We start from the raw sequence: 17043 nt of genomic DNA, 5'->3' as shown, positions 1-17043 counted from the left end.
GGCGCTCCCCCCTATGAACCCTCTCCCCCCCGGGGAGAGGGCTGGGTGAGGGGGAGGCAAGGCGACGGGATCGGCGTCCGGCGGGCGCGTCCCCCTCACCCCAACCCTCTCCCCGGGGGGGAGAGGGAGTTCTCGCAATCCTCACTCCCCCAACCCCCGATAGCGGCGGATGTGGCTGCCGTCATACAGCGCGCTGCACCGGAAATCCTCCGTGCCCAGCGCCGGGCCGACCAGGATCAGCGCGGTGCGCTCCATCGGCGACTCCGCCACCCGCTGGGCGATGTCGGACAGCGCGCCGCGCAACACCCGCTCGTCGGGCCAACTCGCCCGGTAGACCACCGCCGCCGGACAGTCCGCGCCATAGAGCGGGGTCAAGCGTTCCACCACCCGCTCGATCACATGGATCGACAGATGGATCGCCAGCGTCGCCCCGGAGGCGCCCAACACCTCCAAGGTTTCGTTGGCGGGCATGGCCGACGCCCGCCCGTCGGTTCGGGTGAGGATGAGGGTTTGGCTGACCTCCGGCAGGGTCAATTCCCGGCCCAGCGCCGCTGCCGCCGCTGCAAAGGCGGGAACGCCGGGGGTGATGCTGTAGGGGATGCCCAACTCCCGCAGCGCGCGGGTTTGCTCGCCCAACGCGCTGTAGACCGACAGATCGCCGGAATGCAGCCGCGCCACGTCCAGCCCCGCCGCGTGCGCCGCCTGGAACTCGGCGACGATCTCCGCCAGCGTCAGCGGCGCGGTGTCGATCACGCGGGCGTCCTTGGGCGCGTGGGCGATGATCTCCACTGGCACCAGCGACCCGGCGTAAAGGCAGACCGGGCAGGCGGCGATCAGGTCGCGCCCGCGCAGGGTCAGCAGATCGGGGGCGCCCGGCCCGGCGCCGATGAAGTGAACGGTCATGAGCGGATCTCCGAAACGGCGAGGGCGACGGTGGCGCGGGGGGTGGAGCGGCGGGGCAGCAGCAGGCGGCCGCCCGGCCCGACGGCGGCGAGCGCGGCGGCCTCCGCCACGCTCGCCAGCCCGACCGCCGCCTGAACCACCGCCGACCGGGTGACGGCGCGGCTTTGCGCGGCGGCGAGCGCGTCGGCGTCGATGAGCACGATGGGCAGGTTCAGCGCGCGCGCAGCCTCGATCATTCCGGCCTCGTCGCGTTTCATCTCCGGCACGGCCAGTTGCACGGCGGCGCGCTGGTCGGCGGTCAACGCCGCTTCGTCGAAGGCGGCGAGGGCCAGAGCGGCGATTTCCGCCCCGTCGCAGCCCTTGCGGCAGCCCAAACCGGCGGCGATCATGGCTTGTCCACCCGCCACAGCGTCACCGGCATGAAGGGGCGCCAGCCCCGGAAGCCGCCAACCGGAACGGCGCGGCTGACGGCGATCTGCGACAGCTCGCCCCCCAAGCGTGTCTGCGCGTCGAACAACAGGGCTTCGCTTTCCAGCGTCACCGCGTTGGCGACTAGCCGTCCGCCCGGCTTCAGCGCCGCCCAACAGGCGTCCAACACCCCGTCGTTGGTCAGGCCGCCGCCGATGAACAGCGCGTCGGGAGCGGGCAGACCGGCCAAGGCGGCGGGGGCCTTGCCGCGCGCCAGCTCCAGCCCCGGCACACCCAGCGCGGCGGCGTTGGCGAGGATGCGGGCTTGGCGGTCGGCGTGATGCTCCACGGCGATGGCGCGGTTGCTGGGGTCGGACAGCATCCATTCGATGCCGATGGAGCCGGACCCGGCCCCGACGTCCCACAGCAATTCCCCCCGGCGGGGAGCCAGGAAGGACAGGGTGACGGCGCGGACCTCCCGCTTGGTGATCTGGCCGTCATGGTCGAACCAATCGTCGGGCAGGCCGGGGGTGAGCGGCAGAACGCGGGCGTCGGCGTCGGCGACGCACTCCACCGCCAGCGTGTTGAGATCGGCGACGCGCTCCACGCTCCAGGAATCGGCGACGGCGCTGACACGGGCCTCGCGCGGACCGCCCATCGCCTCCAGCGCCGTCAGCGTGGACGCGCCAAAGCCACGCGACCGCAGCAGCGCCGCCAGCTTGGCCGGAGTTGTTCCGTCCCACGATAGAATCAGCAATTTCGCCTTTGGTTGCAGATGCGGAATGACCAACTCCAGCGGGCGGCCATGCGCGGTCAGGCAACAGACCTCCTGCAACGGCCAGCCAAGCCGGGCGCAGGCGAGGCTGAAGGCCGAGGCGTTGGGCAGCACAATCGTTTCGTCCGCCGGAACGAGTCGCGACAGGGTCGCCCCGACGCCGTACCAAGACGGGTCGCCGCTGGCCAACACGCAGACCGGCTGCCCGCGCCGGGCCAGCAGACCGGGCAAAGCGTCGGTGAGCGGCGAGGGCCACGCCATCCGTTCCTGATTCGCAACAACCGGCAAAAGATCAAGGTGCCGCGCCCCGCCGAGGACGCAGCGGGCTTGTTCGACCGTGGCGCGGGCGGCGGGCGACAGGCCGTCCCAACCATCCTCGCCAACGCCGACGATGGACAGCCAACGCGGCGGGAGTGTGCTATCCATGCGGGCTGCTCCTGCGGCGATCCAACGATGGGGGAACCCTGTGCTGAAAGCCCTGATCCTTGGCGGAACCACCCAGGCCACGGCGCTCGCCCGGCGGCTGGCCGGTCATGCGACGGTTGACGCCACGGTGTCGCTCGCCGGTCGCACGAAAAACCCGATCCTGCCGCCGCTGCCGACCCGCATCGGCGGTTTCGGCGGGGTGGAGGGGTTGGCCGCTTATCTGACCGAACAGGGGATTCAGGCGGTGATCGACGCCACCCACCCCTTCGCCGATCAAATTTCGGCCAACGCGGCGGCGGCCTGCGCGCGCGCCAACGTCCCGCTGCGGCTGCTGACCCGCCCGGCGTGGCAGGCCGGGCCGGGCGACCGCTGGATCGCCGTGCCGGACATGGCGGCGGCGGCGCTCGCCCTCCGCGATCTCGGCGACCCGGTGTTCCTGACCATCGGTCGGCAAGAGGTCGCGGCCTTTCTCGCCACGCCCGACAAGCGTTACCTGATCCGCGCCGTCGATCCGCCCGACCCGATGCCCGCCCTGCCGAACGCCACCCTGATTCTGGAGCGCGGCCCCTTCACGGTCGAGGCCGAAACTGCGCTGATGCAGGCCCACGGCGTCGCCGTGATCGTCAGCAAGAACAGCGGCGGCGGCGCCACCGACGCCAAACTGGAAGCCGCCCGGCGGCTGGGCCTGCCCGTGGTCATGGTGGAGCGCCCGCCCGGCGACGGGGTGGCGGAGCTGCCCGATGTGGACGCGGCGGTGGCGTGGTTGGAGGGGATGAGCGACGCCCACTGACATCCCCCTCACCCCCGGTAATGGCGGGGGGTGTAGACCCAGGGTTGGCCATTCGCGCGCGGCACCAGACGGGTGTGCGAGGCGCCGATGATGACCAGCGTCTTCATGTCGGCCTGATCGGCGTTGACCGCGCCCAGGGTGGTGATGGTCATCGCCTCGTCCTCCCGCCCGACGGCGCGGCCCAGGATGACCGGGGTGTCCGCCGCGCGGATCGTCCGCAAGGCCTCGAACGCCGCGCCCAACTGCCAGGGGCGGGCGCGGGAGATCGGGTTGTAAAGGGCGATGACGAAATCCGCCTCCGCCGCCAGACGCAGGCGCTTCAGCACCACGTCCCACGGCTTGAGATTGTCCGACAGCGAGATGGCGCAGAAATCATGACCCAGGGGGGCGCCCGCCCGCGCCGCCGCCGCCTGCATCGCCGACACGCCGGGATCGACGCGCAGATCCAGGCTGTGCCACGCCGGGGGGGCGTCGGGATCGTCCAGCGCCTCGAACACCGCCGCCGCCATGGCGAAGACCCCCGGATCGCCGCCCGACACCACCGCCACCCTGCGGCCCTGCGCCGCCAGATCCAGCGCGAAGCGGGCGCGGTCCAGCTCCACCCGGTTGTCGGAGGCGTGGCGCACCTGCGGCCCCGGCGGAACCCGCTCCACATAAGGAAAATAGCCGACCAGATCGGTGGCCTCGGCCAGATCGCGCCGGGCCTCCGGCGTCAACCAATCCTCCGGCCCCGGCCCAAGCCCGACGATTTTCAGCCAGCCGGTCATTCATACACCCCTTCGGCCCGCTTGCCGTCGCCGGGGATGACGATTTGCGAGAAGTAGGGCGCGCTGTCCGGCGCGTCGCGCAGCGGCATGACCCGCTGCTCCTCCATGCTCGCCCGTTCGACGTACCATGCCCGGTCGGTGAAACCGGCGGCGGCGATGGCGCGGCGGACCTTGGGCAGGTTGCTGCCCAGCTTCATCACCACGCAGGCTTGCGCCCCGGTGATGGCGCGCAGCAACGCCGCCTCGTCCAGCGTGCCGGGGATGACCGACAGCACGTCGTCGCGCAGCATCAGCGGGCGCGGCAGCAGGGACGCGCTCGCCACCATGCTGGTGACTCCGGGGACCACCTCGGTCGGGAAGCGGGTCGAAAGCCGCAGGAACAGATGCATGAAGGAGCCGTAGAAGAACGGATCCCCCTCGTTCAGCGCGGCGACGGAGCGGCCGGCGGCCAGATGGGCGGCGATGCGCTCGGCGGATTCGTCGAAGAAGGCTTCGATCTGGCGACCATAATCGGGGTGATCGGGCGGCAGCTCGACCGTCACCGGATAGACCATCGGCAATTCGATGTGGTCGGGGGTGATGACGCCGTCGGCGATGCGGCGGGCGTGGCCCTTGGTCCCGCGCTTGCAGAAATAGGCGACGACCGGGCAGGCGCCGATGCGGCGCACCGCCTTCAAGGTCATCAACTCCGGGTCGCCGGGACCGACGCCGACGCCGTAGAGCCGACCGGGGGAAACGGAATCGCCGCTCATTCCACGTCGCTCGCCAGGGCGTTGACGGCGGCGGCGGCCATGGCGCTGCCGCCGCGCCGCCCCCGGATCGCCAGATAAGGCAGGCCGAAGGGGTTCGCGGCCAGCGCGTCCTTGCTTTCCATCGCCCCGACGAAGCCGACCGGAAAGCCCAGAACCGCCGCCGGTTTCGGCGCGCCCGCCGCGATCAGCTCCAGCAGATGGAACAGCGCGGTCGGCGCGTTGCCGATGGCGACCACCGACCCGCCCAACCGCTCCGCCCACAGATCGAGCGCGGCGGCGGAGCGGGTGTTGCCGATGCGGCGCGCCAGATCCGGCACGGCGGCGTCGCGCAGGGTGCAGACCACCGGGTTGTCGGCGGGCAGCCGGGCGCGGGTGACGCCGTGGGCGACCATTTCGCTGTCGCACAGGATCGCCGCGCCGTCGCGCAGCGCCCGCCGGGCGGCGGCCCCGACGTCGGTGGAGAACATCAGATCCTGGGCCGCGTCCACCATGCCGCAGGCGTGGATGACCCGCACCGCCACCGGCTTCAGATCGTCGGGCAGGCCCGACAGATCGGCCTCCGCCCGGATGGTGGCGAAGGACTGGCGGTAAATGGCCGCTCCGTCGCGAATGTAGTCGTAGAGCGGCTCAGACACCGGACAACTCCTCAACAGACAGGCCGGCGACGCAGGACAGGGCGTCGTCGGGTGACAGATTCGCGCGCCAGGGCGCGGCCCCCGGCTTGGCGCGCAGGGCGACATCGTACAGGCCGTCATGCGCGGTCAGCGTCACGTCGGCGACGCCCGGATGGGCGCAACCCTTGGCGCAGCCCGACACATGCACCATCCGCACGCGATCCAGCAAGGGGCCAGCGCGCTCCGCGACGGCCAGCGCGGTCGCGTGGGTGTCGGTGGTGCCGACGTCGCAGCCGGTGATTCCGCTGCACGCGGTCAACCGCAACCGCCGGTCGGCGGCGGTGAGGATCGCGCCCAGGCGTCCAGCCAGCGTCGCCGCGCCCGGCGCGGGATCGACGAGCAGCAGGGCGCGCCACGGGGTGAGGCGGATCTCGCGGGCGACGTCCGACAACGCCGACAGGGCGGCGCAGGTCAGCCGACCGAAGGGAAAGGCGACGGTGAGGAAGGAGTTTTTCCCCTTCTCCCCCCCGGGGAGACGGTCGGGATGAGGGGGTTCGGCGAAGCCGAAATGATCCATGAGATGCTCCCCCCTCACCCTGACCCTCTCCCCCCCGGGGAGACGGTCGGGATGAGGGGGTTCGGCGAAGCCGAAATGATCCATGAGATGCTCCCCCCTCACCCTGACCCTCTCCCCGGGGGGGAGAGGGGACAAGAGGGGGGAGAGGGACGCGACAATGGCGTCGGCGCCCAGCGCGGCGACCAGACCGGCCATGCGGCGGGGCGGTTCGGGCAACGTCGCGCGCAATTCCAGAAAGGCGCGGCCCAGGGCCGAGGCGACGTCCGCCGCGTCCTCGGCCCGGCACAAGCCGACAGGCGCGGCGGTCGCCAGCGTGCCGCCGAGCGACACCCGCAGCCGCGCGCCGTCCACCGCGTCGAACCGCACGTCAGTGTCGCTGGCCGCCAGATGGGCCGAACCGCCGCCGCAGACCAGCCAGCCGAATTTCGGCGGCAGACGGTGAAGCGCCGAATCCCCGGCCAAACGGGCGTCCAGCGCCAGAGCGACCGCGCGCACGTCCATCAGCGCCCCAGCGTCCAGCCCGGCGGACGGGTCGCACAGCACGTTGCGCACGGCCTCGCTGACGGCGTCCGCCGCGACATAGCCCATGGCGCGCAGGGCGTCCGTCACCGGCGCCAGCGAATCCGCCGACAGGCCGCGCAGTTGCAGATTGCCGCGATGGCTCAGATCGATCAGCCCGTTGCCGTGCCGCGCGCCCAATTCGGCGATGCGCCGGGCGTTGGCGGCGGGCAGCGTCCCCGCTGGAACCCGCACGCGCAACAGAAAGCCGTCGCCAACCTCCATCGGGGCGAGCACGCCGGGGCAGGCGCCGCGCCGACGCGGCTGGTTGCGAGGAATGGTCAGGTTGGCGGCGGTCATGCGGCGTTCTCCCAGCGCAGGCGCACATCCTCCGCCGTGGAGTTGCGGCGGGGGTGCCACAGGCCACGGTCGAGCGCCTCGCTCATCCGCGCGAGAATGTGCCGGGAGGCCGCCGGGTTGGCATGGGTCAAAAAGTCCCACACGGCGGAATCCTCGACATAGGCCTCAAACAACAGGTCGAAATGGGCCGGACGCACCGCGTCGGTGGTGGCGGCGAAGGCGAACAGCGTGTCGACGCTGGCCGCCAGCTCCGCCGCGCCGCGATAGCCGTGCCGCATCATTCCGGCGATCCAACGCGGGTTGGCGGCCCGACCGCGCAGGGTGCGGGCGATCTCCTCGGCCAGGGTGCGGACGGCCAGCGCCTCGGGGTCGGCGCTGTCGAGGTGGTAAAGGACGGGTTCGGAGGCGTCCAGCGACGCGGCGGCGGCGAATCCGCCCTCATACTGCATGAAGCCGTCGGTGGAGAGCACGTCATGCTCCCGCTGGTCCTGGTGATGCACCAGCGCGTCAGCCCCGCCGACGCGGCGGCGGAACTGGGCGGGCAGGGCCACCCCCTCCAACCCCGCGCCATAGGCGTGGCAACCGCCGTCGAGGTAGGCCATGCCGAAATCGGCCCGCGTCGCCCAATCGCCGCGCGCCACCAGGCTGGACAATGCCGTGCCGTACACGCCGGGGGCGGCGCCGAACACCCGCGCGGTGGCTCGTCGTAGCGCCTCTTCGGCGTCCATCCCCTCGGCGATCAAGCTGGCGGTTTCGGCGCGGGCGGCGGCGCGCAGCGGGTTGACGTCGTCGCCCTCCTCCGCCAGTCCGGCGACGGCGCGGACGGCTTGGTCGAACAGGGCGATCTGCTGCGGGAAGACGTCGCGGAACAGGCCGGAAATCCGCAACGTGACGTCCACGCGCGGGCGGCCCAGCACGCCCGACGGCATGATCTCATAGCCGGTGACGCGGCCCGACCCGTTTTCCCAGATCGGACGCACGCCCAACAGCGCCAGGGCCTGCGCCAGCTCGTCGCCGCCGGTGCGCATCGCCGGGGTTCCCCAGCAATCGACCACCAGCCGTTGGGGCCAATCGCCGTGATCCTGCAAATAGCGGGTGATGAGCGCGTCCGCCGCCTGCCAGCCCAGCGTCCAGGCGGTGGGCGTCGGCACCCCGCGCGGGTCGAGCGCGTAGAGATTCCGCCCGGTCGGCAGCGTGTCGGCCCGCCCGCGCGCCGGGGAGCCGCCGGGGCCGGGGCGCACGAAGCGTCCGTCCAGCCCGTCGAGCAGCGCCGTCATTTCCGCCTCGCCGCAGGATTCAAGCGCGGCGGCGACCGTCGCCGGATCCTGGGTGTCGCGGGCGACGGCGGCGGTCAGCCGGTCGCGCCGCTCCCCGGTCGGGCTGAGGCCGAAGACATGCAGCCCGTCGCGAATCTGCAACTCCTTGATGTCGCAGAGATGGGCGTCCAGGCGGCTGAGAATGGCGTCGGGGTCGTCGTCGGGCCGCAGATTGCATTCCGCCGCCAGACCGGAGTGCCAGGCCAGATCCAGAATGGTTTCGCGCAGCATGCCCAAACGGCGGGGGTCGAGGCCGGTGGCTTGGGAATATTCGTCGATGGCGGTTTCCAGATTGGCCAGATCACCGTGCAGCCCGGCCTCCACCGGCGGCGGCGTCAGGTGGCCGATCAACACCGCGCCCAGACGGCGGCGGGCTTGCACCCCCTCGCCCGGGTTGTTGACGATGAAGGGGTAGAGCACCGGCAGCGCCCCGCCGACGATCTCCGGCCAACACTCCGCCGACAGGGCGACGGCCTTGCCGGGCAGCCATTCCAGCGTGCCGTGCGCGCCGATCTGCGCCAGGGCGTGGACGCCGAACGCGTGGCGCAGCCACAGGTGAAAAGCGAGATAGCCATGGCTGGGCGGGGTGTCGGGGTCGTGGTGCTGCGCCGTGCTCAACGGGCCATGGCCCCGGCTGGGCTGCACGGCGACCACGACGTTGCCGCAGACCAGCGCGCGGGCGTGGAACGCGCCATCGGACAGCGCCGGATCGGCGGACGGCTCCCCCCAGGTCGCGACGATGCGGGCGCGGATATCGGGCGGGATCAAGCGTTCGTAAGCGTCGAGCGTCAGGATCGGGCGGGTCGGGCCGGTCAGATGCTCCATCAGCGCCGCGCCGTCCGTCGGCAGGCCGGACAGGCTGTAGCCTTCGGCGGACAGGCGGTGAAGCATGGCGACCGTGCTGGCCGGGCTGTCCAGCCCCACCGCGTGGCCGATGCCGCCGCCGGGGCCAGGGTAATCCGACAGGACCAGCGCCAAGCGCCGTTCGGCGCGCGGCGTCCGCGCCAACCGCACCCAGGCGGCGGCCAGATCGGCGGTGAAGGCCACCCGGTCGGCGACGGGGCGCAGCAGCGGGGCGGCGAATTGCAGGTCTGGGTCCGGCTCCCCCGCCGTTTTGAAGGCGATGGCGCGGGCGATGATCCGCCCATCCATTTCCGGCAGCACAACATTCATCGCCAGATCCGACGGCCCCAGCCCACGGGCCGACCCGCGCCAGCCCTCTTCCGGCGTGGTCGAGAGGATGGCTTGCAGCACCGGCGTGCCGTTCGCCTCCAGCGGTGAACCGCCGTCGCGGGCGGCGGAAAAGCCGGTGGTGTTGATGACGATGGCGGCGTGGCGCCGGGTCAAGGTCGCCCGCATCCAGGCGGCGCAATCGGGTTCCTTCAGACTGGCGACGAACAGCGGCAGCGGGGCCAGCCCGCGCGCGGCCAGCGCGTCGCACAGCGCGTCAATCGGGGCCAAATCCCCCGCCAAAAGGTGGGAGCGGTAGAAGACGATGGCGGCGACCGGCGCGTTTGGCGTCGCCATGCCGCGCCAGCCCTCATACGCGCCGAAACGGGGGACCGGGGCCGGGTCGCTCCAGGGCATTGGATGACCGGCGAGCGTCGCGGCGCAGGCCAGCAGATGGCCGATGTTCTGCGGCCCGCCTTCGGTGAAGAAGCGCCAGAGCCGTTGCGATTCCGCCGCCGCCACCGTGCCGAAGCCGCTCAAATTGGGATCGGGCATCGCCTCGCCGGGCAGCACGGCCAGCGGGATGGCGCGGTCGCGGCAAATCTCGGCGACACGATCCAGACCATAGCGCCAATAGCCGGTCCCGCCGAGCAGGCGCAGAACCACCATCCCCGCCTTGGCGATCACTGAGTCGACGTAGAGATCGACCGACAACGGATGGCCCAGCCGGTTCAGATTGACCAGCCGCAGCGTCGGCAGCCGATCACGATTCGCCCGCCACGCCGAGGCCAGGGCGGTCAGATCGCTGTCGGAAAAAGACAGCATGACCAGCGTCGCCGGAGTCTGCCCCAGATCTTCGGCCTGGGGTCCGGCGTCGAGGTCATCCTGTCGGGCGGCGAGCAGATGCATGGGCGTTGTTCAGGTCCAAGGCAAACAGGCGACGTACCGCTCTCCTTCCCCTCTCCCGCCTGCGGGAGAGGGAGGGGCCACACGCGCAAGCGTGGGGAGGGTGAGGGGTTCGCCGGACGAAACGACGGGACTCTTGCGAACCCCTCACCCGGCCCTGCGGGCCACCCTCTCCCGCCTGCGGGAGAGGGATTCTTAAGGCGGGAGAGAAAAGCCTCCCCCGCGATCTTACCCCGCGATGGCCCGGCGCACGGCGTCGTGGTCCAGGCCGGTTTCGCCGATCACCACCAGACGGCTGCGGCGCTCCTCGCCCGCTTTCCACAGGCGGTCGTAATGGGTTTGCACCCGCGCGCCGACGCCCTGGACCAGCAGGCGCATCGGCTTGCCCGGCACGTCGATGAAGCCCTTCAGCCGCAACACGCCATGGACCGCCGCGACCTCGGTCAGCGACGCCGCCAGCGCGTCGGGGTCGGGCTGCGGCGGCAGCTCCACCACGAAGCTGGTGAAATCGTCGTGGTCGTGGCCCTCTTCCTCGTCATGGTGGCTGGGGCGGTTGGCGAGGTCGTCCTCGACCGCCGCGCCGACGCCCAACAGGACCAGCGGATCCACCGCGCCGTGCGACGCGCGGACCAGCTTGGCGTCGCGGTTCAGGGCGGCTCGGATCAAATTCTCGACGCGGGCGAGATCGTCGGCGTCGATCAGGTCGGTCTTGTTGACCACGATCAGATCGGCGCAGAGCAATTGATCCTCGAACACCTCCTCGACCGGGGTTTCGTGATCGACCGTGCCCGAAGCTTCGCGTTGGGCGGCCAGCACCGCCGGATCGGGGGCGAAACGCCCTTCCGCCGCCGCCGCCGCGTCCACCACGGCGATCACGCCATCGACCGTCACCCGGCTTTTGATCGCGGGCCAGTGGAAGGCCTGGACCAGCGGCTTGGGCAGGGCCAGACCGCTGGTTTCGATGATGATGTGCTCCGGCGGATTCGGGCGGGCCAGCAGCTTTTCAATCGCCGGGACGAAATCATCGGCGACGGTGCAGCACAGGCAGCCGTTCGCCAGTTCGATCACGTCGTCGTCGGTGCAGGTCGGGTTGCCGCAGGCGCGCAGGATGTCGCCGTCGATGCCGACGTCGCCAAACTCGTTGATGATGAGCGCCAGACGCCGCCCGTCGGCCCGCTCCAGCAGGCCACGGATCAGCGTGGTTTTTCCGGCCCCAAGAAAGCCGGTGATGACGGTGGCGGGCGTCTTGCCGACCACCGTCTTGCTTTGTGAAGACATGCGCGTTCGCCCTTAAAAGCCGTCGTCGCCGTGATCGTCGGACCCGACGACCCGACTCATCATCATGCCGCAAACGCTGCCGAGCACCGCCCAGAACAGCGCCGCCGTTCCCAGCGACAAGGCGACGAAACGCGCCGCCAGTTCCGGCGGAACCACGCCAGCGGCGGACTCCGCGTGGGGCGCGCCGACCAGATGCGGCAGGGCCGCCAGAAGGACGCCACCGGCCAGAATGATCGGGATGCGCGAGAAGGCCACGGCCAGCAAACCGCCCGCCGCGCAGATCGCCGCCGCGAACCACCAGAGTTGCCGCGCTTCCAGATCCGCCCCAGCCATGCCCGGCAATTCCGGCGGCAGACCATAAGCGGGGGCCAGCGAAAAGGCGACGAAGCCGCCCAGGCCCCACAGCAGGCCACGGCGCGCGTCCACCCGCTCGCCCATCAGCAGCATGACGCCGCCGATCAGCAGGGCGTACCCGACGCCCGCCAGCAGATTGGCGACCACGGTGGTCCACAGCCGTTGAAAGGCTTCCTCGGCGGTGGTCGGCACGCCCTCGCCGATCTCGCGAACCGGGGCGGCGGCCTGGTGATGCGCGTGGTCCGAGGGGGCTGGCGCCAACGCCGCCATTGCGGCCTGAGCCACCGGACCAACCATCACGGGGGCGGCGGCCACGGGCGGCGGCGTCACCACCTCGTATTTTTCAGCCTCAAGGATCAGCGGGACGGTCGTCACCTGCTGAACGACGGAAGCGGCCGTGCCGGAAAGCACGCCCGCGACCAAGGCGGCTGTGAACAGCCGCCGAAAGAGGTCCATGACCCTGGGCTTAGTGGCAGGGGAACGCGAAGGAGTGACGGGCGTCGTGCGCCGCGTCGTGGATCTGCTGCGGCTGGGCGAAGCCGACGCCGTACAGCAGGAAGCTGCCCAACAGCATGGCGGCGAAGGCCGCGACGGCGGTGCGGGCGGAGGTCGCGGCGGAGGCGCGAAGCGAACGGCTGGTCATCATGGCATATCCTTCTATCCCGCCACACCCGGCGGGGTTGGAATGAACATCATCGTCCGGCGGCAGGTTTCCTGGCTCGCGGGTCGTCGCTCCATGTCTTCGGCCTTCCCAGCCCGTTTGAGGCCAGTGGCGTAGCGAAGAGGAACTCGCCGCACACAGTTGCGGGGGCAGCCACGGCGTAAGGTTTCGGGGGCAACCCGGAACCCGCACCGTATTCCCTATTATCCCGGCCATTCCGCAAGCGGCGTGGCCCGGCACCGTCGGTCTCGCACCATCGCAGCCGTCCGCCCGATTTGCAAGCCGCTTCGACCATACGGAAACGTCCGGCATCCTGACGGTGTTGATGACGAACGCTTTGCATGGTGTCATGTTGGTTGGACAGAGTGTCCGGAATTCTGACGCTTTCCCAACCTCGCCGCTTTCCCGACAGAAACGGCCAGCCCTTGGGACACAAAGGAATTCGGGCGCTTTGCGACCATGGCCGCCGGTTGGCACGCTTCATGCTTACCAACATCGGCAAACGTCCCACCGGGAAGCGGCCGGGAACCACGAGGACGACAGGGGAGGGGATTGCACAGCCGATGACCGACGACATCATCCTGGAAGCGCGCGGCCTGACGAAAGAGTTCAAGGGCTTCGTCGCGGTGAAAGAGGTGAACCTCCAGGTTCGCCGGGGCACCATCCACGCGTTGATCGGGCCGAACGGAGCGGGCAAGAGCACGGTGTTCAACCTGCTCACCAAGTTCCTGACGCCGACCCGTGGGCAAATTCTCTACAAGGGCAAGGACATCACCCGCGCCAAACCGGCGGACATCGCGCTGATGGGGCTGGTGCGCTCCTTTCAGATCTCGGCGGTCTTCCCGCATCTGAGCGTGCTGGAAAATGTCCGCGTCGCCCTGCAACGCCCGCTCGGCACCAGCTTTCACTTCTGGAAATCGGAATCGACCCTGCACGAGCTGCACCAGCGGGCGCTGGAGCTGATCGAGGACGTCAATCTGACGCCGTGGGCCTATCATCTGGCCGCCGAGCTGCCCTATGGCCGCAAGCGCGCGCTGGAAATCGCCACCACCCTGGCGCTCGATCCCGAAGTGATGCTGCTGGACGAGCCGCTGGCCGGCATGGGGCATGAGGACATCGAGGGCACCGCCGCGCTCATCAAACGGGTGGCCGCCAGCCGCACGGTGTTGATGGTGGAGCACAATCTGTCGGTCGTCGCCCATCTGTCGGACACCATCACCGTCCTGCGGCGCGGCGAAATCCTCGCCGAAGGTCCATACGACGTCGTATCGCGCAACGCCCAGGTCATGGAAGCCTATATGGGCACGGGTGGGGGAGCAGGGCATGCCTGACGGTTCGATCATCAAGACCGCCATGCTGGAGATCAACGATCTGCACGGCTTCTACGGCGAAAGCCATGTCCTGCACGGCGTCAGCCTGGAGGTTCGCCAGGGCGAGGTCGTAACCCTGCTGGGCCGCAACGGGGCGGGCAAGACGTCCACCATGCGCTCGATCATGGGCATCATCGGGCGGCGCACCGGCTCCATCCGCTTCCAGGGGACCGAGCTGATCGGCATGGCCCAGCACAAGATCCCGCGTCTGGGCATCGGTTACGTCCCGGAAGAGCGCGGCATCTTCTCCAGCCTCAGCGTCGATGAAAACCTGACCCTGCCGCCGGTCATCAAGGAGGGCGGCATGACGGTGGAGCAGATTTACGACCTGTTCCCCAATTTGAAAGGGCGCGGCACGACGCAAGGCACCCGTTTGTCGGGCGGCGAACAGCAGATGTTGGCCATCGCCCGCATCCTGCGCACCGGCGCCAACCTGATTTTGCTGGACGAACCGACGGAGGGGCTGGCCCCGGTCATCATCGAACAGATCGGCGTCGCCGTCCGCGCGTTGAAGGCGCGCGGTTTCACCATCGTCCTGGTGGAGCAGAATTTCCGCTTCGCCGCCACCATCGCCGACCGTCACTATGTGATGGAAGAGGGGCATGTCGTGGACATGATCCCGAACGACCAGCTCGACGCCAACATGGACAAGCTCCACACCTATCTCGGCGTCTGACACCCCGTTTTTGACCCAAAGCGACTGCGGCGACGCCGTTCCTCCCGATTGCGGAGGAACGGCGAACCCCGGCGGCTTGCCACACATCCTGTCGTCAAAACCACGCGCGGATCCAACCGCGCGAACGAACGAACACGACCAAACCCAACCAAAATCCAACCAAAATCCCCGAGGGAGAGAGACAGTCATGCGCAGCCTTCTTCTTGCCGGAACCGCCCTGCTCACGCTCGCCAGCGGCGCGGCGCAAGCCCAGGTGTCGAACGACGTCGTCCGCATCGGCGTGCTGAACGACCGTTCGGGCATCTACGCCGACCTCGCCGGCGAAGGCTCGGCCATCGCCGCGCGGATGGCGGCGGAGGAGTTCGGCGGCAAGGTCGCCGGGGCGCCCATCGAAATCGTCGTCGCCGACCACCAGAACAAGGCCGACATCGCCGCCAGCAAGGCGCGCGAATGGGTGGACACCGGCAACGTCGACGTCATCGCCGACGTGCCGAACTCCGCCGCCGCCCTGGCGGTGCAGGGCATAACCAAGGAGAAGAAGCGCATCTTCCTGATGTCCGGCCCCGGCGCCACGGCGCTGACCGGCGCGCAATGCAGCCCCTACGGCTTCCACTGGACCTACGACAATTACGCGATGGCCGCCGGGACGGGCCGCGCGCTGTTCGAGCAGGGCAAGAAGAGCTGGTACTTTGTGACCGCCGATTACGCCTTTGGCCAGTCGCTGGAGGAAGAGACCACCAAGATGGTCAACAAGCTGGGCGGCAAGGTGGTCGGCACGGTTCGCCATCCGCTGGGGTCGTCGGATTTCTCGTCCTTCCTGTTGCAGGCCCAGGCGTCGAAGGCCGACGTCATCGGCTTCGCCAACGCGGGCGGCGACGCCACCAACGCGGTCAAGCAGGCCGCCGAATTCGGCATCACCCAGAGCGGCCAGAGCCTGGCCGGGCTGCTGCTGTTCATCACCGACGTCCACGCGTTGGGCTTGTCGGCGGCGCAAGGCCTGATGTTCACCGAAGGCTTCTATTGGAACCTCGACGACCAGACCCGCGACTGGTCGAAGAAGTTCGAGGCCAAGGCGGGCAAGAAGCCGACCATGGTGCAGGCGGGCGTCTATTCGGCGGTCAAGCATTACCTGAAGGCGGTGGAAGCCGCGAAGACCGACGATTCCGACAAGGTCGCCGCCAAGATGCGCGAACTGCCGGTTGAGGACATGTTCGCCAAAAAGGGCAAGGTCGCCGCGAATGGCCGCATGTTCCACGACATGTATCTGGTCCGCGTCAAGAAGCCCGGCGAGTCCAAGGGTCCGTGGGATTATTACGACGTCGTGAAGACCATCCCGGCGGAAACCGCCTTCCTGGATCCGGCGCTGAGCGGCTGCCCGCTGGTGAAGTGACGCCAGAATTGCGGTTGCCCCCTCCCTAACCCTTCCCCGCCGCTGGCGGGAGAGGGAACGACCAACCCCCTCTCTCGCTGTCAAGCGGGGGAGGGATGGGGAGGGGGCAGCGCGCGCCAATCAATCAAGAAACCACCACGCGCGACATTCGGGGAGGGATGGCCATGTTCGATCTGTTGGGGGTGCCGCCCCAAGCGCTGTTTGGCCAGCTTTTGCTGGGCCTCATCAACGGCTCGTTTTACGCGCTGCTCAGCCTGGGGCTGGCGGTGATTTTCGGGATGCTCAACGTCATCAACTTCGCTCATGGCGCGCTTTACATGGTCGGCGCCTTTGTGGCGTGGCTGCTGCTGAATTATCTGGGCTTGGGCTATTGGTGGGCGCTGTTTCTGGCGCCGACGGCGGTCGGGTTGATCGGCGTCGTTTTGGAAAAGACGATGCTGTCGCGGCTCTACAAGCTCGACCATCTCTATGGGCTGCTGCTGACCTTTGGTCTGGCGCTGATTTTTGAAGGGGCGTTCCGGCATTTTTACGGCGTGTCGGGCCAGCCCTACCCGATTCCCGACCTGCTGAAGGGCGGGCAGAATCTGGGCTTCATGTTCCTGCCGAATTATCGCGGCTGGGTCGTCGTGTCCTCGTTGATCGTCTGCTTCGGCACCTGGTTCGCCATCGAGCGGACGCGGTTGGGGGCCTATTTGCGCGCCGCCACCGAAAACCCGGTTCTGGTCCAGGCCTTTGGCATCAACGTGCCGGTGATGGTGTCGGCGACCTACGCCTTTGGCGTGGCGTTGGCCGGGCTGGCCGGGGTGCTGGCCGCGCCGATCTATCAGGTGTCGCCGCTGATGGGATCCAACCTCATCATCATCGTCTTCGCTGTGGTCGTCATCGGCGGCATGGGGTCGATCCTGGGCGCGATCCTCACCGGCCTGGGGCTGGGGCTGATGGAAGGCTTGACCAAGGTCTTTTACCCCGAGGCGTCCAACATCGTCGTGTTCGTCGTGATGGCGATCGTTCTTCTCATCAAGCCTGCGGGCCTTTTCGGACGGGAGCGTTGA

16 protein-coding genes and 1 riboswitch are annotated in these 17043 nt (G+C 69.3%); of the genes, 5 read left to right on the top strand and 11 right to left on the bottom strand.

From position 1 onward, the window contains the following. Window positions 1-141 precede the first annotated feature (141 nt). From cobM to cbiE, 3 genes are read right to left on the bottom strand one after another with little or no spacing between them, the layout of a single operon-like run. Complete coding sequence (gene cobM / locus D3877_RS22330) at window positions 142-903, bottom strand: precorrin-4 C(11)-methyltransferase (protein WP_119832961.1); 762 nt, start codon at window positions 901-903, stop codon at window positions 142-144. Further along, window positions 900-1292, bottom strand: coding sequence for a cobalamin biosynthesis protein (locus tag D3877_RS22325; protein ID WP_119832960.1), 393 nt, complete (start codon window positions 1290-1292; stop codon window positions 900-902). The genes cobM and D3877_RS22325 overlap by 4 nt, the downstream gene beginning before the upstream one ends. Further along, window positions 1289-2512: a precorrin-6y C5,15-methyltransferase (decarboxylating) subunit CbiE gene (gene cbiE, locus D3877_RS22320; RefSeq protein ID WP_119832959.1), complete on the bottom strand. Its 1224-nt coding sequence runs from the start codon at window positions 2510-2512 to the stop codon at window positions 1289-1291. Before cbiE ends, D3877_RS22325 begins: the two co-directional genes overlap by 4 nt. Window positions 2513-2552: 40 nt before the next feature. Here cbiE and D3877_RS22315 point away from each other — a divergent pair, with 40 nt between their 5' ends. Further along, window positions 2553-3302: a cobalt-precorrin-6A reductase gene (locus D3877_RS22315; RefSeq protein WP_199720893.1), complete on the top strand. Its 750-nt coding sequence runs from the start codon at window positions 2553-2555 to the stop codon at window positions 3300-3302. Between the two features lie 8 nt (window positions 3303-3310). On the opposite strand, the gene cobJ is transcribed toward D3877_RS22315, so the two are convergent. From cobJ to D3877_RS22275, 8 genes are all read right to left on the bottom strand, one after another. Next, the gene (gene cobJ, locus D3877_RS22310; protein ID WP_119832957.1) at window positions 3311-4069 is read right to left on the bottom strand and encodes a precorrin-3B C(17)-methyltransferase; all 759 of its coding nucleotides are present in this window, start codon (window positions 4067-4069) and stop codon (window positions 3311-3313) included. Further along, window positions 4066-4821: a precorrin-2 C(20)-methyltransferase gene (locus D3877_RS22305; RefSeq protein WP_119832956.1), complete on the bottom strand. Its 756-nt coding sequence runs from the start codon at window positions 4819-4821 to the stop codon at window positions 4066-4068. Before D3877_RS22305 ends, cobJ begins: the two co-directional genes overlap by 4 nt. Beyond that, window positions 4818-5456: a precorrin-8X methylmutase gene (locus D3877_RS22300; protein WP_119832955.1), complete on the bottom strand. Its 639-nt coding sequence runs from the start codon at window positions 5454-5456 to the stop codon at window positions 4818-4820. The genes D3877_RS22305 and D3877_RS22300 overlap by 4 nt, the downstream gene beginning before the upstream one ends. Continuing rightward, complete coding sequence (cobG, locus tag D3877_RS22295; RefSeq protein ID WP_238475028.1) at window positions 5449-6870, bottom strand: precorrin-3B synthase; 1422 nt, start codon at window positions 6868-6870, stop codon at window positions 5449-5451. Before cobG ends, D3877_RS22300 begins: the two co-directional genes overlap by 8 nt. Beyond that, window positions 6867-10265, bottom strand: coding sequence for a cobaltochelatase subunit CobN (gene cobN / locus D3877_RS22290; protein ID WP_119832954.1), 3399 nt, complete (start codon window positions 10263-10265; stop codon window positions 6867-6869). The genes cobG and cobN overlap by 4 nt, the downstream gene beginning before the upstream one ends. Before the next feature lie 225 nt (window positions 10266-10490). Further along, the gene (gene cobW / locus D3877_RS22285; protein WP_199720892.1) at window positions 10491-11540 is read right to left on the bottom strand and encodes a cobalamin biosynthesis protein CobW; all 1050 of its coding nucleotides are present in this window, start codon (window positions 11538-11540) and stop codon (window positions 10491-10493) included. Window positions 11541-11552: 12 nt separating this feature from the next. Next, window positions 11553-12350, bottom strand: coding sequence for a CbtA family protein (locus D3877_RS22280; RefSeq protein WP_119832953.1), 798 nt, complete (start codon window positions 12348-12350; stop codon window positions 11553-11555). Window positions 12351-12360: 10 nt separating this feature from the next. Next, window positions 12361-12540 carry a CbtB domain-containing protein gene (locus tag D3877_RS22275; protein WP_238475027.1) on the bottom strand — a complete coding sequence of 60 codons (180 nt, stop codon included), beginning with the start codon at window positions 12538-12540 and terminating at the stop codon, window positions 12361-12363. Between the two features lie 41 nt (window positions 12541-12581). Beyond that, a riboswitch (cobalamin riboswitch) is annotated at window positions 12582-12814 on the bottom strand. 304 nt (window positions 12815-13118) lie between these two features. On the opposite strand from D3877_RS22275, the gene D3877_RS22270 reads away from it, so the two are divergent. The 4 genes from D3877_RS22270 (at window position 13119) to D3877_RS22255 (ending at window position 17043) form a co-directional block, all read left to right on the top strand. Next, complete coding sequence (locus D3877_RS22270) at window positions 13119-13886, top strand: ABC transporter ATP-binding protein (RefSeq protein ID WP_119832952.1); 768 nt, start codon at window positions 13119-13121, stop codon at window positions 13884-13886. Next, window positions 13879-14601, top strand: a complete 723-nt coding sequence (locus D3877_RS22265; protein ID WP_119832951.1) for an ABC transporter ATP-binding protein — start codon at window positions 13879-13881, stop codon at window positions 14599-14601. Before D3877_RS22270 ends, D3877_RS22265 begins: the two co-directional genes overlap by 8 nt. A 187-nt stretch (window positions 14602-14788) precedes the next feature. After that, window positions 14789-15991 carry an ABC transporter substrate-binding protein gene (locus tag D3877_RS22260; RefSeq protein ID WP_119832950.1) on the top strand — a complete coding sequence of 401 codons (1203 nt, stop codon included), beginning with the start codon at window positions 14789-14791 and terminating at the stop codon, window positions 15989-15991. Between the two features lie 164 nt (window positions 15992-16155). Then, window positions 16156-17043 carry a branched-chain amino acid ABC transporter permease gene (locus D3877_RS22255; protein WP_119833165.1) on the top strand — a complete coding sequence of 296 codons (888 nt, stop codon included), beginning with the start codon at window positions 16156-16158 and terminating at the stop codon, window positions 17041-17043.

Origin of the sequence: Azospirillum cavernae (genome assembly GCF_003590795.1) — a bacterium.
GTDB lineage: Bacteria > Pseudomonadota > Alphaproteobacteria > Azospirillales > Azospirillaceae > Azospirillum > Azospirillum cavernae.
Note: the sequence above shows the minus strand (reverse complement) of the source record. Positions and strands in the feature narration are given on the sequence as shown.

What these genes read in the sequence shown, in the direction of transcription:
- cobN (WP_119832954.1), bottom strand. Translation starts at nt 10,265, where the DNA reads ATGCATCTGCTCGCCGCCCGACAGGATGACCTCGACGCCGGACCCCAG.
- D3877_RS22270 (WP_119832952.1), top strand. Translation starts at nt 13,119, where the DNA reads ATGACCGACGACATCATCCTGGAAGCGCGCGGCCTGACGAAAGAGTTC.
- cobG (WP_238475028.1), bottom strand. Translation starts at nt 6,870, where the DNA reads ATGACCGCCGCCAACCTGACCATTCCTCGCAACCAGCCGCGTCGGCGC.
- D3877_RS22325 (WP_119832960.1), bottom strand. Translation starts at nt 1,292, where the DNA reads ATGATCGCCGCCGGTTTGGGCTGCCGCAAGGGCTGCGACGGGGCGGAA.
- cobW (WP_199720892.1), bottom strand. Translation starts at nt 11,540, where the DNA reads ATGTCTTCACAAAGCAAGACGGTGGTCGGCAAGACGCCCGCCACCGTC.
- D3877_RS22260 (WP_119832950.1), top strand. Translation starts at nt 14,789, where the DNA reads ATGCGCAGCCTTCTTCTTGCCGGAACCGCCCTGCTCACGCTCGCCAGC.
- D3877_RS22255 (WP_119833165.1), top strand. Translation starts at nt 16,156, where the DNA reads ATGTTCGATCTGTTGGGGGTGCCGCCCCAAGCGCTGTTTGGCCAGCTT.
- cobM (WP_119832961.1), bottom strand. Translation starts at nt 903, where the DNA reads ATGACCGTTCACTTCATCGGCGCCGGGCCGGGCGCCCCCGATCTGCTG.
- D3877_RS22280 (WP_119832953.1), bottom strand. Translation starts at nt 12,350, where the DNA reads ATGGACCTCTTTCGGCGGCTGTTCACAGCCGCCTTGGTCGCGGGCGTG.
- D3877_RS22265 (WP_119832951.1), top strand. Translation starts at nt 13,879, where the DNA reads ATGCCTGACGGTTCGATCATCAAGACCGCCATGCTGGAGATCAACGAT.
- D3877_RS22275 (WP_238475027.1), bottom strand. Translation starts at nt 12,540, where the DNA reads ATGATGACCAGCCGTTCGCTTCGCGCCTCCGCCGCGACCTCCGCCCGC.
- cobJ (WP_119832957.1), bottom strand. Translation starts at nt 4,069, where the DNA reads ATGACCGGCTGGCTGAAAATCGTCGGGCTTGGGCCGGGGCCGGAGGAT.
- D3877_RS22305 (WP_119832956.1), bottom strand. Translation starts at nt 4,821, where the DNA reads ATGAGCGGCGATTCCGTTTCCCCCGGTCGGCTCTACGGCGTCGGCGTC.
- cbiE (WP_119832959.1), bottom strand. Translation starts at nt 2,512, where the DNA reads ATGGATAGCACACTCCCGCCGCGTTGGCTGTCCATCGTCGGCGTTGGC.